Raw genomic sequence first — 12,683 nt, 5'->3', positions numbered from 1 at the left:
TTCTCGCCATGTCAGGACGTCCAGATCAAACAACGTCCCTGGGCACTACAGCTAGTCGGGCGTTAACGATCGAAGGGCCGGAGTACCCAGCTCCGGCCCTTCGTAACGTATCGAGGTAGACCCACAACCCGAATGTTGATCTACCTCGCCCCCCAATCACATAACCGCTACCCGTGCGGCTGTGGTGATCGGTGGTGAGCTTCAGAGAAGCATCACCTGACAACTGCCGAACTGCACCCCGACGTGCAGTCGTCATTTTGGGGGACTACGGGGGACATTTTTCGTACCCCGATCGCGCGAGATGCCCGGAAAGCCGGGGTTCTTTACCAGGAGGAGATCGGATTCCAGGGTACATTCCCCCCGAAAGGGGGGATTCTGGGAGCGCGCACGGCGATCGGCCGCGGAATCAGCACCGATCTGCTTCGGATTCCGTCGTCACGGCCGCCCGGATCAGCGGACTCCGCAGGGGAGCCCTATGCGGCTCAGCAGCCGCGCATGCCCGTCGTCGCCGCCCAGGCTCCCGGACCGGGCGCGAGCGGCCCGCGCATCGCCCGCGCGCCGAGGCGCCAGCGATCGACGGGAGGCTCGAGCAGTTCGGCTCCGCGCGCGGCCTGCTCGGCGAGCACCGCCATGATGACCGAGTGCGCCGCCGCGAGCTCCACGTCGGTCGGGCTGCCCGCCACGACGCGCATGGCGGGCGCAGCATCCGGAGCAGGATCGATGGCCGTGCTCACAGCGGGATGTTCCCGTGCTTCTTGGGCGGAAGGCTCGCGCGCTTGCCCTTGAGCGCCCGCAGCGCCTTGATGATGGCGACCCGCGTCGCGGCCGGCTCGATGATGCCGTCGAGCTCGCCGCGCTCGGCGGCGAGGAACGGGCTCGCGACGTTGTAGGTGTACTCGTTCGCGAGCCGCGTGCGCACCGCGGCGACATCCTCTCCCGCGGCTTCGGCGGCCTTGATCTGGTCGCGGTACAGGATGTTCACCGCACCCTGCCCGCCCATCACGGCGATCTCGGCCGTGGGCCACGCCAGGTTCATGTCGGCGCCGAGCTGCTTCGAGCCCATCACGATGTAGGCACCGCCGTAGGCCTTGCGCGTGATGACGGTCACGAGCGGCACCGTCGCCTCGGCGTAGGCGTAGAGCAGCTTCGCGCCGCGGCGGATCACGCCCGTCCACTCCTGATCGGTGCCCGGAAGGTAGCCGGGCACGTCGACGAGGGTGAGGATGGGGATCGAGAAGGCATCGCAGAACCGCACGAAGCGGCTCGCCTTCTCGCCCGCGTCGATGTTCAGGGTGCCGGCCATGGCGTTCGGCTGGTTGGCGATGACGCCGACGCTGCGGCCCTCCACGCGCGCGAAGCCGATAACGATGTTCGGGGCGAACAGCGGCTGCACCTCGAGGAACGAACCCTCGTCGACGACGTGATCGATGATGTCGATGACGTCGTAGGGCTGGTTGGGGCTGTCGGGGATCATCGTGTTCAGTCGGCGGTCGCTGTCGGTGATCTCGAGCTCGGCCGAGGCTTCGTACTGCGGCAGGTCGGCGAGATTGTTGTCGGGCAGGTAGCTCAGCAGCGACCGTGCGTAGTCGAAGGCGTCGTTCTCGTCGCTCGCGAGGTAGTGCGAGACGCCCGAGGTGCGGTTGTGGGTGAGCGCACCACCGAGCTCCTCCATGCCGACGTCTTCGCCCGTCACCGTCTTGATCACGTCGGGGCCGGTGACGAACATCTGGCTCGTCTTGTCGACCATGATGACGAAGTCGGTGAGCGCGGGCGAGTAGACGGCGCCGCCGGCCGCCGGCCCGCAGATGATCGAGATCTGGGGGATCACGCCGCTCGCGGCCGTGTTGCGCCGGAAGATCTCGCCGTACTTGCCGAGGGCGACGACGCCCTCCTGGATGCGCGCACCGCCGGAGTCGAGGATGCCGATGATGGGCACGCCTGTCTTGAGCGCGAGCTCCATGACCTTGATGATCTTCTCGCCCGCGACCTCGCCGAGCGAGCCGCCGAAGATCGTGAAGTCTTGGCTGTAGACGGCGACCTGGCGACCGTGGACGGTGCCGGTGCCGGTGACGACGGCATCGCCGTAGGGGCGCTTGGCGTCCATGCCGAAGGCGTGGGTGCGGTGGCGCACGAACTCGTCGATCTCGACGAAGCTGCCGTGGTCGAGCAGGGTGTCGATGCGCTCGCGCGCGGTCATCTTGCCCTTGGCGTGCTGCTTCTCGATCGCCGCCTCGCCGCTCGCGGTCACGGCCTCGTGGTAGCGGATCTTGAGGTCGGCGATCTTGCCGGCGGTCGTCGAGAGGTCGGGGGCGGGCGCGCTCATGGAGTCGGTCACCGTGTCAGCCTATCGACCACCCCCCGCCGCGTGGGCTTGGTGATCAGCCACAAAACGTCGCCGCACGATGTGTGTGCGAGATGCCCTGGAAGCGGCGTTCAGGCGGTTGCGGCGATGAGCGCGACCCCGACGAACACAGCACCAACGCCGAGCACCTGCACCCGCAACAGACGCTCGCCGAGTATGCGCCAGCCGAGCAGCGCCGTGACGACCGGGTAGAGCGAGGCCAGCACGCCGACCACACTGAGCGCGCCGTCGAGGCTCGCGAGCGCGAAGCAGACGTTGGCGACGTAGCCGAGCAGACCGATCGCGACGATGCCCACCGCGTCGCTCGGCCGGATCGGGTGGGGTAGCAGTGCCGGTGACACCGGCCGACCGGCGTGCCAGCGTGCGGCGGCTCCGCGCAACCGCACGTGCACCCAGATCGAGAACGCGACCATGTACAGGCTGAGCACGACGCCTGTGTTCGTCACGAGCGTCGTCGTGATGCTCGTGACGCTGCCGAGGGCGACCGAGACGTTGGCGACACCGAAGCCCGCGGCGGCGGTGAAGGCGAGCACGATCGAGAGCACGCGCTGACGGTGCCGCTCGTCGCCTCCCTCGCGCGAGCGCACCTCCGGCCCACTCGCGAGCACGGTGCCGATCACGGCGATCATGAGTCCGAGCGCCAAGACGCCCGTCACAGGGTCGCCCGACGCGATGCCGACGACGACCGGCACGACGACGGCGAGCGAGGTGATGGGCGCGACGACTCCCATCGTGCCGATCGCGAGGGCGCGGAAGAGCGCCGAGACTCCGACGGCGGTGCCGAGCCCCCCGATTACACCCCACAGCACGGCGTTGCCGTCGGCCGCGTCAAAGGGCTCGGTGATCAACCGGGTGCTGACGGCGAGCGCGGCCACAAGCTGCGAGCCGAGCAACACGACGATGAGCGGGATGCGGCGGGAGAGCACTCCGCCAAGGAAGTCGGTCACGCCCAGCAGGCCGCTCGCGACGAGCGCGAGCCAGGTGAGCCCGGGCATCAGCGCCCGCCTGACGAACCGCGCCGATGGCGCTCAAGGGCATCGACGAAGGACACGGGGTCGGTGGGGGTCTCTCCCCAGCCGAGGGCTGTCGCGAGCCGGATCAGCTGGGGCGGCTCGACCGCGGCATGCTCGAGGGCATCCTCCCGGGCGAAGACCTCGCGCGCCGGGCCGTCGGCGCGCACGGTGCCGCGCGTCATGACGACGACCCGGTCGAAGTTCTCGACGCAGAAATCCATGTCGTGCGTGATCGCGATGACCGTCGTGCCCGCCGCGGTGAGCCGTTCGATGATCGTGCTGATTAGCCGTACTCCGGCATCGTCCTGACCGGTCGTCGGCTCATCGAGCACGACGATGGGCGTCTGCATGGCGAGCACGGCGGCGATCGCGACCCGTTTGCGCTCGCTCAGCGAGAGGTGGTGCGGATGCGCCCCGGCCTCGTGTGCGAGGCCCACCGCCTCGAGGGCGGCCGCGACGGAGTCGGCAGTGCGGTGCTCGTCGAAGCCGAGGTTCTTCGGCCCGAACGCAACATCGGCCGCGACGGTGCGCGCAAAGATCTGTTCGTCGGGGTTCTGAAACACGTAGCCGACGCGGTGCGAGAGCTCGGCGATCGACTTCTCCGCGGTGCTCCAGTCGCCAATGCGCACGGAGCCCGCCGTGGGTCGCACCATTCCGTTGAGGTGGCGCACGAGCGTCGTCTTGCCGGCGCCGTTCTGGCCGACGATCGCGAGCTTCTGCCCCGGCGGTATGTCGAGGTCGACCCCGGCGACCGCTTCGACACCGCTCGCATAGGTGTGGCGCAGAGCCTGGATGCGGATCGTCAGATCGTCGTCGTCGTCGTCGCCGGGCGGCACCGCGGCCGCGTCCCGGGTGCTGCGGCTCATCGGTTGCTCCCATCGTCGGCGAAGAGTGTCACGGCATCGAGCACGCCCACCGGCAACGCGGCATCGGGGGCGAGCAGGCCGCGGTCGCGGGCTTCGCGTGCGGCGAGGGTCACGCGCGTCGGGCCGACGCCCCAGTCGCGCATCCGATCGTCGGCGAAGACCGTGTCGGGGGGGCCGGCCAGAACGATGCGGCCGCCGGCGAGCACCGCGACGGCATCGCAGTGCTCGCGCAACAACTCGACCTTGTGCTCGACGATCACGACCGTCGTACCCGCTTCGGCGAGCGAGCCGAGCACGTTGTACACCATCCGTGTGCCGACCGGATCGAGCTGCGACGTCGGTTCATCCATGACGAGCACGGGTGGCGCCATGACCACCATCGATGCGATGGCGACGAGCTGCATCTGCCCGCCCGACAGGGCGTACGGCGAGCGGTCGAGCAGGTGTCCCAGCCTCAGGGTCTCGGCGACGGCATCCACCCGCTCGATCATGGCGGCCCGCTCGACTGAGCGGTTCTCGAGACCGAAGGCGAGCTCTTCGCGCACCGTGAATCGCGCCCCCGAGATCTGGTTGAAGGGGTTCTGCGTGACGAGGCCGACGACGTCGACCGCCTCGGCGAGAGTGCCCTCCGCCAGCACGCGCCCGGCGATGCTCGCAGTGCCCCGGAAGGTGCCGCCCTCGGTCGCAGGGATGAAGCCGGCGATGATCTTCGCGAGCGTGGTCTTGCCACTACCGGATGCACCGACGATTCCCATGATGCTGCCCTCGGCGATGTCGAGGTCGAGGTGGGCGAGGGTGAACGCCGGGGCGTCTTCGTACGCGAAGCTCACGTCGCGCAACTCGATCACGCGATCACCCCCGCGATGACGAGCACCACTACAGCGGCGGCACCGGCGGCGACCAGCCAGCGTGTGATGCGCTCGGCAGCCGGGTCGTCGACGAGAGCGAGGCTTGTCGGCCGGGCGGTTGCGCCGAAGGCGCGTGCTTCCATCGCGGTCGACCGTTCATCGACATCGGTGATCATGCCCAGGATGAGGGGCCCGAGCAACGGCAGGAGGGCGCGCATCCGCCGCACCGGGCTGCCGGTGATCGCGAGGCCGCGGGCCTGCTGGGCGAGCAGGATGCTGCGCGCACGCTCCTGGAACGCCGGAATGATCTGCAGACTCGCGCTGATGACATAGGCGATCTTGGGGCTCATTCCCGATTGAGTGAGCGAGGTCATGAGTCGGGCAGGATGCGCCGTGAGCACGAAGACAAGGGAGCCGAGCACGAGGGCGCTCAGGCGCGACCCGGTCGTGAGGGCGAACAGCAGCCCCTCGACGCTGAGGCGCGCCGGCCCCCACTCCCACAGCACGGTCGCGGCGCCGGGGAAGAAGAACCCCTGCACGATGACGAGTACGAGGAGCAGTGGCAGCAGCAGCACGACGAAGAGGGTGAGCAGCCGGCGCCCCACGCGGGCGAGCAGCGCGGCCGGAACGATGACGAATAGCACGATGCCCGCCGGCACCCACCACTGGGGCACCGCGAACACGATGACGATGATGGCGAGCAGGATCACGAGCTTGGTCACCGGATTGAGTCGGTGCACCGGGCTTGGGCGGTCGAGGTAGAGCGAAGCGGTCATCGAGGCTTCCTGCAATTCGGAGCGGGGGGCGCGGCTCCGCGCGGGAAAGATCGGTCTCCCGCGCGGAACCGCATGCGGGCCGCGGTGCGGCCCGCGGTCGGTTAGGCCTTCGGAGCCGCGGGTTCGGCCAGTGCCACGGGAGCAGTCGAGCCGAAAACGTTGTACTGGCGCACGAACGGGAACCGCCCGCGCAGCCGACTCGGCAGGGCGAACAGGATGATGACCACGATCGTGAACGAGATGAGCTTGTCGAGCGGATCACTCAGCAGGCCTTGCAGCGTCGTCGACGCGAGCAAGGTGTTGCCGAACGACTGGAACATCGCAACCAGTGCACCGGTGCCGGCACCCGTCGCGCCGCCGAAGATGAAGGCGGCGATCGGGGCCGAGACGAGCGCTGCGACGATGCCTGTCACGAAGCCCGCCACCGGAGCCAGGTAGAAGCGCCGGAACATGCCCAGTCGTGCCGCGTACCCGGCCATGACGCCAATGACGACTGCCGTGACCGCGAACGGCAGCGCGATGGGGCCGATCGTGAGGCCCCAAATGACGTTCGTCAGCGCGCCAGTGACCGCACCGGCGGCAGGCCCGGCGAGCACACCGACGAGCACCGTCCCGATCGAGTCGAGGTAGAGCGGCAGACCGAGGGCGGCCGTGAGCTGACCCACCGCGATATTGATCACGATCGCGATCGGGATGAGCGTCAGTGTCGTCGTCGGAAGCCGGTGAATCGCGCCGACCGCGATAAGGGCGGCACCGACCAGGTAGCCGGCGAGGGCGATCAGCGGCGCGCCGCCGAGCTCCCCGCCCTCGACCAGGTTGGCGACCTCGTCGGGGCGCGCGAGCACCAGGTACAGGTACGTCGCCACGATCACCAGCGCCCCGAGGGCGATGAAAACGCGGTTTCGATTCCTGTGCGGATCGACCGAAGGGTTGGAACCACTCATGAATGCCTCCTTGCACTCGTTTGCGGGTGCGGCACTGAGCCGCGGGGTGGACGGGGGGTCGGGCGTCAGTGCGACCCACCCCCCGCCGCCTCCTCGACGCGCACCGCGAGAGCGGAGACGCGATCGATGAGGTGGTCGAAGAACGCGGCGGGATCGGTGTCGACGACGACGGCTGCATTGGGCTCACGGCCCCAGAGCCCGGCGTAGTCGGCGATCGTCTGACCCCGGCTGAGTGTGCCGCCGAGCTCGACATCGACCGTCGCCGGCCGCAGCGTCACGATCTCGGGGTGCAGCGCGACGGCGGCCGCGAAGGGGTCGTGCATGTGGGCGAGCCACCCCTGATCATGGGTTACATGGAACTCGAAGTAGAACCGCACCGCGTCGGTGAGGTGCCTGAGCACCGGATTGCGGGCCTGCGACCGCGAACCGAAGGGGGTGTCGGGGCTTAGTGCGGCATCCTCATCCCCAATGGCGGCGGCGATGCGCTGCAAGTGCTCGGGCCGCATCTCGATGCGCTCCGTCACGTCGAGGGCGCACACGATCGGTGCCCGATCGTCGGGCAGCCCGCTGAAGGCGTCGAACACCATCTTGGCGCTCTCGGGGTCGACGGCGATGTTCCACTCGCTCACCGGCGTGGTGTTGCCGGAGTGGTGGAAGCTGCCGCCCATGATCACGAGCCGCTTGAGCAAGCGGGGCAGCTCGGGCTCGATGCGCAGAGCGAGGGCGAGGTTCGTGAGTGGCCCGGTGACGAGACCGATGACCTGGCCGGGGGCCGTGCGCACCGCGTCAATCCAGACCTGCGTCGCGTGCCGCTCGCTGATCGATCGGGTCGGTGCTGGCAGCTCCGCGTAGCCGATGCCCTGCGGCCCGTGGGTCTCTTCGGTGGTCATGAGCGGAGCAAGCACAGGTACCTCGCTACCGAGGGCGACCTCGATGTCGCCAGCACCGCACAGCTCGAGCCAGGCGAGATTATTGATCGCGACCTGCCGGGCGGGCACGTTGCCGGCGGTGCACGTGATCGCGAGGATCTCTGCCTCGGGGCTCGCGAGCAGGTAGAGCAGGGCGAGGGAGTCGTCGATGCCGGTATCGACGTCGACGATGAGCGGGATGCGGGGGGTGGTCTCTGACATAGTGCCTAACTCTCACAGCGTTCGGCCACGAGTGCGGCCGAACGGGGACCAGGGGGTCACGAGGGGCGGGTCGAACACGCTGCGCGGTGGGCGCAGTGCGTCGACCTATCCAGTCAAGGAGACGGCTCCATTCCGATGAAGAGCGGGGCCGAGCCCCGATGCCGGTAAACATAGCGCCGGGTCGGCGGTCGTGTCCAATGACGCGCCCTCGTATGCTGGCGAGCATGCTGCTGCCGCTGAGCCGAGCCGTGAGCCCCGACCTCGACTGGCGCGAGAGCTGCTCGTCGACCAATACCGAGCTCGTCGCGCGGGCGGACGAGCTGCCCGACCTGTCGGTGCTCGCGACCGCCGAGCAGACGGCGGGCCGAGGCCGACTCGACCGCGTGTGGTCGGCACCGCCGGGAAAGGCGCTCGCCGTCTCGGTGCTCGTGCGGCATGACGGGGTATCGGATTCGACGGGATACCGGGGTGTGGGGCAGGACCCGGTTCACCACGGCGCGGAAACGGATTCTCCTGCGCACCACGGCGCGGCGCTCGCCGCGGCCGGGCGACCAAGTGGCCCCGATCCGCGTCGACTCGGCTGGCTGCCGCTCGTCGCCGGCGTGGCCATGGCGCGCGCGGTGCGCACGCTCGGCGTGGCGTCGGCCGGGGTGAAGTGGCCCAACGACGTGCTCGTCGACGGCGGGGCGGGCGGCCCGCTCAAGCTCAGCGGCATCCTCACCGAGCTGACGCCGGCTGGGGTCGTGATCGGCGCGGGGCTCAACCTGTCGATGACGCGCGACGAGCTGCCCGTGCCGACCGCGACATCCCTCGCCCTGCAGGGAGTGCCGAGGGATGCTGCGCTCGCCGATCGCGCGCTCGCCGCGTACCTGCGCGAACTGCTCGCCCTCGTCTCCGAGTGGCGCGCTGTGACCGACCCGGCCGCGCTGCGTGCCGTCGTCGAGCCCGAGCTGCAGACTCTCGGCAGGGCGGTGCGGGTCGACCGACCGGGGCTTCCCGCGCTGCTCGGAACGGCCGACGCCCTCGATGACGACGGGCGGCTGCTCGTGCGGCCCGCTGATCCGGTCGGCGGCCTCATCGCCGTGGCGGCGGGAGACGTGACGCATCTGCGGTATGAATAGGGCATGACGGGCGAGAACCGCGTGCCGGAGCGGGCGATCGCCCGCCTGCGCCCGCATGCGCGAGCGCTCGTGCTGCCCTCGATCGCGCTGGTAGTGATCGCGGGGGGCGTCTCGTTCGGCGCGTTCGTGCTCGACGAGCTGTGGCCGAGCCTCGCGGTGCTGCTCGGCGGGCTCGTCGTCATCGGGCTGCTGTGGGTGCTGCCGCTGCTGCGCTGGCTCAGCACGCAATACCTCATCACGACGCGGCGGGTCGTGCTGCGGCGCGGGCTCCTCGTGCGCACGCGGCAGGAGGTGCTGCTGAGCCGCAGCTACGACGTCGCGGTGCGGCAGTCTGGATTGCAGTCGATGTTCCGCTCGGGAGACGTGCTCATCAACACGGGCCTCGATCGCCCGATCGTGCTGCGTGACGTGCCGCGCGCCGACCTCGTGCAGCGTGCGCTCGGCGACGTGATGGAGACGAGCACGACGTCGATCGCGACGGCGCGCCGCCCGGTCGAGACGACCGACCCGGCCCTGCGTCGCTCGCGCAGCGGTCGCTAGGGCGGCCCGTGCCGGCGCCCGACGGAACGTCGCACACCCGCACGGCACCGGTGCTGTTGCGCCCCTACGGCTGCACGATGCGCCGCGGGTGGAACACCCACGCCCGGTACATGACGAACCGGAACGCGCTGCCGAGTGCGAGCCCGACCACGTTCGTGGCGATGTTGTCGGCGAGCAGGCTCGTGAACCCGAGCACGTATCGCGAGACGACCAGGCACGCGACGGCGATGAGCAGCCCGCCCACGCTGACGATCGCGAACTCGAGCGCCTCGCGCGCCGCGGGCCGGCGGCGTTCGAGCCGGAACGTCCAGTAGCGGCTTCCGACCCAGTTCACGGCGATGGCCACCGAGGTCGAGATGACTTTCGCGATGATGGGGCCCTCGGCGATGAGATCGGGGTCGAGCACGGTGACTCGCAGCAGGTTGAAGAGCGCCACGTCGACGACGAGCCCGACGAGCCCGACCGTGCCGAAGCGGGCGAGCTGGGGGAGCAGTGTGCGCATCGGTCCTCGTCGGGCGGAGGCCGTCGCGGTCGCGGTCGGCCAGAATAGAAGCGAGTCGTCCGCAGTCTAGTGAGGGAGCATCCATGGCCGTCGTCGGTGTGATCGGTGGGGGTCAGCTCGCGCGCATGATGATTCCGGCGGCGGTGGCGCTCGGTATCGAGCTGCGCGTGCTGGCTGAGGCACCCGACTCGTCGGCGCGGCTCGCGGCGACGGCGGTCGGCGACTATCGCGACACAGCGACGGTGCTGGCCTTCGCAGCCGACTGCGACGTCATCACGTTCGATCACGAGCACGTGCCCCAGGAGGTGCTGCGCGCGATGGTCGCGGAGGGCGTGGCGGTGCGCCCGGGGCCGGATGCCCTGCTCTACGCCCAGGACAAGCTCATGATGCGCGAGCGTCTCGCCGGCCTCGGTGTGCCGCAGCCCGACTGGGCGCGGGTGGAGTCTGCCGATGACCTGGCCGGATTCCTCGCTGACCACGGCGGTCGCGCCGTGGTGAAGACGCCGCGCGGCGGCTACGACGGCAAGGGTGTGCGCGTGGTCGACGATGCGCACGCGGCCGACGACTGGCTCGCCGACGGCCCGGTGCTCGTGGAGGAGCTCGTGCGCTTCGAGCGCGAGCTGGCGCAGTTGATCGCGCGTCGACCGAGTGGCGATGCCCGGCTGTGGCCGCTCGTCGAGACCGTGCAGCGCGGCGGTGTCTGCGCCGAGGTGTTCGCTCCGGCGCCGCAGACGACCGATGCCGTCGAACGCGCGGCGGCGGAGATCGCGACGGCGGTGGCGCACGGACTCGGGGTGACGGGCGTGCTCGCGGTGGAGCTGTTCGCGGCGACCGACGGGCGCGTGCTGGTGAACGAGCTCGCGATGCGCCCGCACAACAGCGGTCATGTCACGATCGACGGCTCGGTGACGAGCCAGTTCGAGCAGCATCTGCGGGCGGTGCTCGACTGGCCGCTCGGTGACACGACGGCGATCGCCCCCTGGGGCGTGATGATCAACGTTTTCGGCAGCCTTCCCGATGTGCAGATCGCGGCGGCGCTCGGGCACCAGCCGAGCGCCAAGGTGCACGCCTACGGCAAGGGGCCGCGGGCGGGCCGCAAGGCCGGGCACGTGACGGCAATCGGCGACGAGCTCGACGACGTGGTCTACCGCGCGCGCGCCGCGGCCAGCCACTTCGACAGCGACTAGCCTCTGCGCGGCGGCGCCCTCTCACGCCCGGCTGGCTGGCCCGGCTGGCTGGCCCGGCTGGCTGGCCCGGCTGGTCGGCCCGGCTGTCTCGCGTCGTCGACCGCCACGGCCTTCCCGCCGCGCATTCTCGAGACCGGCCCGCTCGCCTCGCCTCCTCGCCCCGCCGCCCCGCCGGCCCGCCGGCCCGCCCGCCTCGCCCCCTCGCCGCCTCGCCGGCCCGCCCGCCTCGCCCCCTCGCCCGCCCTGCCTCGCGCGCCGAGCGAGCGCTCACGCCACGGAACGGTGCCGTGCCGCGGGCAGCGCTCGCCGCAGCGGCTCGGAGTGACGGGGCATCGCGATCGGTTGGCGCCGCGGGTCGATCGACGCGGGCGGGATCGCCCGGTAATCGTCGACTCCGTCGGGTCGCCGATGTCGTTCGACCTGCCAGCCGTTGTTGTGCACGAGCAGGTGATGATGGCGGCACAGCAGCACCCCGTCGGCGACATCGGTGCGGCCGTTGCGGCTGCTCCACGGTTCGATGTGGTGCGCTTCGCACCAGGAGGGGGGCCGTTCGCACCCCACCCAGCGGCAGCCCCCGTCACGCACGGCGAGGGCGACCCGCTGACGTGCGGTGAACAGTCGGTGCGAGCGGCCGACGTCGAGCGGCTGGCCGGTCGAGGCGAGCAGCACCGGCGCCTGCGTGCCCGCGCAGATCAGACGCTGGGCGGTCGGTAGCGAGATCGGGTCGGGCTGACCCTCGACGTGCGCGCTGCCGGTGCCCGCGCGCAGGTCGCTCGCGGTCACGACCACTCGGATCGAGGGGGCGCCGCTCGAGAGCAGAGCGCGGGAGTCGGCATCGGCGCCGGCGCGCAGCAGGTCGAGGAACGTGTCGGAGGCGTACTGCTCGGGCGTGCGGTCGTTGGCGCGCATGCGCTCGACGAGCTCGGCATCGTGGGGGGAGAGGAAGGTCGGGCCGCCTCGGCGCGGCGAGGTGGCGCGGTCGTAGAGGTCGGTGACGACGGCCGCGGACTCTGGATCGAGCACCCAGGTGGCTCGGGTCATGCCGTCGCTCGTGCGGAACACCCGCAACGATCGTGCGTCACGTCGCCCTCGCTCGCGGTCGGCGATGCCGGCCACATCGAGGTCGTCGCGCAGGTGCCGGGCCCGACGGAAGAGACGGTCGACATCGAGCTCTCCGCTGTCGGCGATGAGCGCCGCCACGGCCGAGGCGAGCGCGTCGGCACCGACCGTCTCGCTCACGTCGCCCAGCCCGGAGCGGATCGCCTCGAGACCGGCCGTCGAGAGCTCGCCTCGCGAGACAGGCGCGATGAGCGCGCGCGCCCACCCCGGCAGCCCCGAACCCGGCAGCCCCGAACCCGGCAGCCCCGAACCCGGCAGCCCCGAACCCGGCAGCC

General features: G+C 70.4%; 13 protein-coding genes. 3 read left to right on the top strand and 10 right to left on the bottom strand.

The window, feature by feature from the left end; translation table 11 throughout:
* Positions 1 to 482: 482 nt before the first annotated feature.
* From ACTIE9_RS12780 to ACTIE9_RS12745, 8 genes are all read right to left on the bottom strand, one after another.
* Complete coding sequence (locus ACTIE9_RS12780) at positions 483 to 734, bottom strand: acyl-CoA carboxylase subunit epsilon (protein ID WP_439565947.1); 252 nt, start codon at positions 732 to 734, stop codon at positions 483 to 485.
* The gene (locus tag ACTIE9_RS12775) at positions 731 to 2,323 is read right to left on the bottom strand and encodes an acyl-CoA carboxylase subunit beta (protein WP_439565949.1); all 1,593 of its coding nucleotides are present in this window, start codon (positions 2,321 to 2,323) and stop codon (positions 731 to 733) included. Before ACTIE9_RS12775 ends, ACTIE9_RS12780 begins: the two co-directional genes overlap by 4 nt.
* Before the next feature lie 110 nt (positions 2,324 to 2,433).
* Positions 2,434 to 3,357, bottom strand: a complete 924-nt coding sequence (locus tag ACTIE9_RS12770) for an EamA family transporter (RefSeq protein WP_439565946.1) — start codon at positions 3,355 to 3,357, stop codon at positions 2,434 to 2,436.
* Positions 3,357 to 4,241 carry an energy-coupling factor ABC transporter ATP-binding protein gene (locus ACTIE9_RS12765; protein ID WP_439565945.1) on the bottom strand — a complete coding sequence of 295 codons (885 nt, stop codon included), beginning with the start codon at positions 4,239 to 4,241 and terminating at the stop codon, positions 3,357 to 3,359. Before ACTIE9_RS12765 ends, ACTIE9_RS12770 begins: the two co-directional genes overlap by 1 nt.
* Complete coding sequence (locus ACTIE9_RS12760) at positions 4,238 to 5,089, bottom strand: energy-coupling factor ABC transporter ATP-binding protein (RefSeq protein ID WP_439565944.1); 852 nt, start codon at positions 5,087 to 5,089, stop codon at positions 4,238 to 4,240. Before ACTIE9_RS12760 ends, ACTIE9_RS12765 begins: the two co-directional genes overlap by 4 nt.
* Positions 5,086 to 5,865: an energy-coupling factor transporter transmembrane component T family protein gene (locus tag ACTIE9_RS12755; protein ID WP_439565943.1), complete on the bottom strand. Its 780-nt coding sequence runs from the start codon at positions 5,863 to 5,865 to the stop codon at positions 5,086 to 5,088. Before ACTIE9_RS12755 ends, ACTIE9_RS12760 begins: the two co-directional genes overlap by 4 nt.
* Positions 5,866 to 5,966: 101 nt before the next feature.
* Positions 5,967 to 6,809 (bottom strand): ECF transporter S component, encoded by an 843-nt coding sequence (locus ACTIE9_RS12750; RefSeq protein ID WP_439565942.1) that lies wholly within the window; start codon positions 6,807 to 6,809, stop codon positions 5,967 to 5,969.
* Between the two features lie 65 nt (positions 6,810 to 6,874).
* Positions 6,875 to 7,939, bottom strand: a complete 1,065-nt coding sequence (locus ACTIE9_RS12745) for a nucleoside hydrolase (RefSeq protein ID WP_439565941.1) — start codon at positions 7,937 to 7,939, stop codon at positions 6,875 to 6,877.
* Positions 7,940 to 8,163: 224 nt separating this feature from the next.
* On the opposite strand from ACTIE9_RS12745, the gene ACTIE9_RS12740 reads away from it, so the two are divergent.
* Positions 8,164 to 9,060 (top strand): biotin--[acetyl-CoA-carboxylase] ligase, encoded by an 897-nt coding sequence (locus ACTIE9_RS12740; protein WP_439565940.1) that lies wholly within the window; start codon positions 8,164 to 8,166, stop codon positions 9,058 to 9,060.
* Positions 9,061 to 9,063: 3 nt separating this feature from the next.
* The gene (locus tag ACTIE9_RS12735) at positions 9,064 to 9,600 is read left to right on the top strand and encodes a PH domain-containing protein (RefSeq protein ID WP_439565939.1); all 537 of its coding nucleotides are present in this window, start codon (positions 9,064 to 9,066) and stop codon (positions 9,598 to 9,600) included.
* Between the two features lie 64 nt (positions 9,601 to 9,664).
* Here the strand turns inward: ACTIE9_RS12735 and ACTIE9_RS12730 are convergent, their stop codons facing one another.
* Positions 9,665 to 10,102: a GtrA family protein gene (locus tag ACTIE9_RS12730; RefSeq protein ID WP_439565938.1), complete on the bottom strand. Its 438-nt coding sequence runs from the start codon at positions 10,100 to 10,102 to the stop codon at positions 9,665 to 9,667.
* 44 nt (positions 10,103 to 10,146) lie between these two features.
* Between ACTIE9_RS12730 and ACTIE9_RS12725 the strand changes: the two genes are divergently transcribed.
* Complete coding sequence (locus ACTIE9_RS12725) at positions 10,147 to 11,289, top strand: 5-(carboxyamino)imidazole ribonucleotide synthase (RefSeq protein ID WP_439565948.1); 1,143 nt, start codon at positions 10,147 to 10,149, stop codon at positions 11,287 to 11,289.
* A gap of 267 nt (positions 11,290 to 11,556) precedes the next feature.
* On the opposite strand, the gene ACTIE9_RS12720 is transcribed toward ACTIE9_RS12725, so the two are convergent.
* Positions 11,557 to 12,683, bottom strand: a 1,127-nt coding sequence (locus tag ACTIE9_RS12720) for a DUF222 domain-containing protein (protein WP_439565937.1), incomplete at its 5' end; no start/stop codon positions are given.

Origin of the sequence: Microcella sp. (assembly GCF_051860105.1) — a bacterium.
Classification (GTDB): Bacteria; Actinomycetota; Actinomycetes; order Actinomycetales; family Microbacteriaceae; genus Microcella.
Note: the sequence above shows the minus strand (reverse complement) of the source record. Positions and strands in the feature narration are given on the sequence as shown.

Bases quoted from the DNA above. Each gene is read 5' to 3' on its own strand.
- ACTIE9_RS12775 (WP_439565949.1), bottom strand. From the start codon at position 2,323: ATGAGCGCGCCCGCCCCCGACCTCTCGACGACCGCCGGCAAGATCGCC.
- ACTIE9_RS12730 (WP_439565938.1), bottom strand. From the start codon at position 10,102: ATGCGCACACTGCTCCCCCAGCTCGCCCGCTTCGGCACGGTCGGGCTC.
- ACTIE9_RS12740 (WP_439565940.1), top strand. From the start codon at position 8,164: ATGCTGCTGCCGCTGAGCCGAGCCGTGAGCCCCGACCTCGACTGGCGC.
- ACTIE9_RS12735 (WP_439565939.1), top strand. From the start codon at position 9,064: ATGACGGGCGAGAACCGCGTGCCGGAGCGGGCGATCGCCCGCCTGCGC.
- ACTIE9_RS12765 (WP_439565945.1), bottom strand. From the start codon at position 4,241: ATGAGCCGCAGCACCCGGGACGCGGCCGCGGTGCCGCCCGGCGACGAC.
- ACTIE9_RS12745 (WP_439565941.1), bottom strand. From the start codon at position 7,939: ATGTCAGAGACCACCCCCCGCATCCCGCTCATCGTCGACGTCGATACC.
- ACTIE9_RS12750 (WP_439565942.1), bottom strand. From the start codon at position 6,809: ATGAGTGGTTCCAACCCTTCGGTCGATCCGCACAGGAATCGAAACCGC.
- ACTIE9_RS12755 (WP_439565943.1), bottom strand. From the start codon at position 5,865: ATGACCGCTTCGCTCTACCTCGACCGCCCAAGCCCGGTGCACCGACTC.
- ACTIE9_RS12770 (WP_439565946.1), bottom strand. From the start codon at position 3,357: ATGCCCGGGCTCACCTGGCTCGCGCTCGTCGCGAGCGGCCTGCTGGGC.